Source organism: Pseudoroseomonas cervicalis ATCC 49957, from assembly GCF_000164635.1.
Classification (GTDB): Bacteria; Pseudomonadota; Alphaproteobacteria; order Acetobacterales; family Acetobacteraceae; genus Pseudoroseomonas; species Pseudoroseomonas cervicalis.
The window spans coordinates 62,705-66,369 of the sequence record NZ_GG770777.1 but is presented as its reverse complement, the minus strand read 5'-3'; the positions used below and the strand labels follow the sequence as shown (position 1 = coordinate 66,369).

Genomic DNA, 3,665 nt, shown 5'->3' with positions numbered 1-3,665 from the left:
CCGACCCAGGCCAGCGCCTCGCGCCAGGCGAGCTGGCCGCGCGGGTCGCCGCGCCGGCGCTTGACCACGATGACGTCCAGCTCCCCGGCATCGAAGCGCTCATAGAGCAGCCCGCTCAGCCCGACGGTCAGCTCCAGGTCGACGGCGCTGTGGGTGCGGGTGAAGCCGGCCAGCACCTCGGCCAGGCGGGCGGAGACGTAATCCTCCGAGGCGCCGAGCCGGATGCGGCCGCGCAGCTGCGTGCCCTCCAGGAAGCGCTGCATCCGCGCCTGCGCGTCCAGCACCTGGCGGGCGAAGGGCAGCAGCGCGTCGCCCTCCGGCGTCAGCCCCACCGCATGGGTGTCGCGGGCGAAGAGGGTGCGGCGCAGCTGCTCCTCCAGCTTGCGGATGTGCTGGCTGACGGTGGATTGCCGCAGCCCCAGCCGCCCGGCGGCGCGGGTGAAGCTGCCGGTCTCGGCGACAGCGAGGAAGGAGCGCAGCAGCAGCGGCGGGATCATGCGCCTCGTTTATCACGGATCGCACTGACTGATATCGGAATCATTCGCTCGCGGAATACCCCCGCCGCGCCTAGCTTCCGGGCCGAGGCGATGAGGAGACCCCCGATGCGAAGCCTGCTGAAACGGATCGACCCCTTCCTGCTGCAGCTGGTGAGCGTGGTGGCGCTGGCGGCGCTGCTGCCGGCCCGCGGCCAGGCGGCAGAGTGGGTGGGCCACGCCACGGGCCTCGGCGTCGCGCTGCTGTTCTTCCTGCACGGCGCCAAGCTGGCGCCGCGCGCCGTGCTGGGCGGGCTGCTGCACTGGCGGCTGCAGGGGCTGGTGCTGGCCAGCACATTTCTGGTGTTTCCGCTGGCGGGGCTGGCGCTGACGCAGCTGCTCTCGCCCTGGCTGCCGCCCGCCCTGGCGCTGGGCATCATGTTCATCTGCGTCCTCCCCTCGACGGTGCAGTCCTCGATCGCCTTCACCTCGGTGGCCGGCGGCAATGTGCCGGCCGCGCTCTGCGCCGCGACCATCTCCAATGTCGGCGGCATGCTGCTGACGCCGCTGCTGGTCGCCTGGCTGATGCAGAAGAGCGGCGCCGGCGGCTTCAGCCCGCAGGCCATGGCCGATATCGGCCTGCATTTGCTGCTGCCCTTCCTGCTGGGCCAGGCGGCGCGGCCGCTGATCGGCGGCTTCCTGACGCGCCACAGGACGGTGGTGTCGCTGGCCGATCGCGGCTCCATCCTGCTCGCCGTCTATGCCGCCTTCAGCGAGGGCATGGTGGCCGGCATCTGGGGGCAGATGAACCTGGCGACGCTCGCCCTGCTGGTGGGGCTGAGCACGGCGCTGCTGGCGCTGGTGCTGCTGGCGACCTGGGGCGCCAGCCGGGCGCTCGGCTTCGCCCGGGCGGATGAGGTGGTGGCCGTCTTCTGCGGCTCGAAGAAGAGCCTGGCCAGCGGCATCCCGATGGCCAACATCCTGTTCCCCGCCGCCATCGTCGGCCCCGTGGTGCTGCCGCTGATGCTGTTCCACCAGATCCAGCTCTTCGCCTGCGCCGCGCTGGCCCGCCGCTACGCCGCCCGCGCCGCGGCCGAGGCGGCGCCTCGTTCCGACGCCGCAACCCCCTGGACCCCGGCCGGGGATGGCCTAGCATCGCGGGCATGACCGAGCTCGCCGACCTCCCCGCCTCCGAAGCCGCGCGGCGCATCGCCGCCGGCCGCCTCTCCGCCGCCGAACTGGCCGAAGCCTGCCTGGACCGCATCACGGCGCGGGAGGGCGAGGTCCACGCCTTCGCCGCCCACGCCCCCGATGCGGTGCGCGCGGCCGCCGCCCGGCCCCTGCCGGGTGCGCTGTCCGGCCTGCCGATCGGTGTGAAGGACGTGCTGGATACATCTGATTTTATAACAGAATATGGCTCGCCCATCTGGAGCGGGCACCAGCCGCGCGCCGATGCCGCGGCCGTCGCCCTGGCCCGCCGCGCCGGCGCGCTGGTGATGGGCAAGACCGTCACCACCGAATTCGCCACCCGCCATCCGGGCCCCACCCGCAACCCGCATCGCCTGACCCACACCCCCGGCGGCTCCAGCCAGGGCTCGGCGGCCGGTGTCGCCGCCGGCTTCTTCCCGCTGGCCTTCGGCACGCAGACGGCGGGCTCGGTGCTGCGCCCGGCCGCCTATTGCGGCGTCACCGGCTTCAAGCCGAGCTTCGGCCTGATCCACCGCGCCGGCATGAAGGTGATGAGCGAGAGCCTGGACACGATCGGCGTGTTCGGCCGCCGCGCCGCCGATTGCGCGCTCTTCGCCGGGGCGCTGACCGGGCTGGACCTGTCGCGCCCGGCGGAGCGCGCGCCGCGCATCGCCTTCTGCCCCGGCCCGGCCGAGGCGAAGCTCAGCCCCGAGACCACCGCCCTGTTGCGGCGCGTGGCCGATTCCTGCGCCGCCGCCGGCGCGGTGGTGGCCGAATGGAGCCTGCCCGCCGCGCTGCGCGAGGCCGATGCGGTGCATGGTCTGGTGATGAATGGCGAGACGGCGCAGTCGCTCGCCTGGGAGCGCGACGCCGCCCGCGAGAAGATCTCGGCCGTGCTGAACGAGCGGCTGGACTGGGCCGAAAGCCACGACGCCGCCGCGCTGGTCGAGGGCCGCGCCGCCTTCGCCCGCGCCCGCGCCGCCTTCGCCACCGCCATGGAGGGCTATGACATCCTGCTGACCGCCGCCGCGCCGGGCGAGGCGCCGGCGGGCATCGACTCCACCGGCGAGCCCGCCTGCAACGCGCTGTGGACGGCGCTGCACGGCCCCTGCATCAGCCTGCCGGCGGGCCATGGGGCGACTGGCCTGCCGCTCGGCATCCAGCTGGTGGCGCCCTTCGGGCAGGATGCGGCGCTGCTGGCCTGGGCCGGCTGGGTGGAACGGCGCCTCGGCTGAGGCCGCCGCCGCGCGTCTTCCGCCTCAGCGGTCGAAGCGGAAGACGTGCAGCATGAACCACTGCTCCAGATGCGCGCGGATGGTGCGCTCGGCAAACGCCTCCAGCGCCGCGACATCCCGGGCCAGCTCGCCGCTCATGCGCAGGGGGGGCAGGAAATGCGCGGTGAAGCGCGGCCCCGCCTCGCGCCCCGATTCACGCAGCGTGTAGGCCGGCACCACCGGCACCCCCGCCCGCGCCGCCAGCCGCGCCGCCAGCGCCAGATTGCCACCCGGCCCCGGCGGCCGGCCGAAGCGCGGCGCGTTCACCCGCCCGCCCTTGTACTCGTCCAGGAAGATGCCGACGAGTTCGCCGCGCTCCAGCACCCGCATCGCCTGGCGCGGCGCCATCACCGAGGCCTGGATGGCGTCATTGCCGGCCTGGCGCCGCGCCCGCTGCGCGATGCGGTGCTGCACCGGGCTGGAGGGCGGCTGGTAGATGCTGCAGCCGCGCAGGCCAAGGCCGGTGACGGCGGCGTTCATCGCCTCCCAATTGCCCAGATGCAGCAGCGCCAGCACCATGTTCGGGCCGGGGATGTTCTCCCGCCCCCGCACCGCGATCCGCCCCTCCCGCCAGAGCCGCCCCATGCAGGCGAATTCCGCCATGGTGCGGCCGACACCGATGAAGTTGCGCAGCGCCATGTCGCGCCGCTCGGCCTCCGGCAGTTCGGGGCGGAGGCACGCCAGCGCCGCCTCGGCGCGCTCCAGCTTGGCGCGGTGGCGGCCGGTGGCG

General features: G+C 74.0%; 4 protein-coding genes. 2 read left to right on the top strand and 2 right to left on the bottom strand.

Annotated features, from left to right (window positions below):
- On the bottom strand, positions 1 to 497 hold a 497-nt coding region (locus HMPREF0731_RS00270; RefSeq protein ID WP_007001961.1), incomplete at its 3' end, for a LysR family transcriptional regulator.
- 105 nt (positions 498 to 602) lie between these two features.
- Here HMPREF0731_RS00270 and HMPREF0731_RS00265 point away from each other — a divergent pair.
- On the top strand, positions 603 to 1,640 hold the full coding sequence (locus HMPREF0731_RS00265) for a bile acid:sodium symporter family protein (RefSeq protein WP_007001960.1): 1,038 nt from the start codon (positions 603 to 605) through the stop codon (positions 1,638 to 1,640).
- Positions 1,637 to 2,896: an amidase gene (locus HMPREF0731_RS00260; protein ID WP_007001959.1), complete on the top strand. Its 1,260-nt coding sequence runs from the start codon at positions 1,637 to 1,639 to the stop codon at positions 2,894 to 2,896. The genes HMPREF0731_RS00265 and HMPREF0731_RS00260 overlap by 4 nt, the downstream gene beginning before the upstream one ends.
- Before the next feature lie 24 nt (positions 2,897 to 2,920).
- On the opposite strand, the gene HMPREF0731_RS00255 is transcribed toward HMPREF0731_RS00260, so the two are convergent.
- A partial coding sequence (locus HMPREF0731_RS00255) for a lysophospholipid acyltransferase family protein (protein ID WP_007001958.1) occupies positions 2,921 to 3,665 on the bottom strand: 745 nt, incomplete at its 5' end.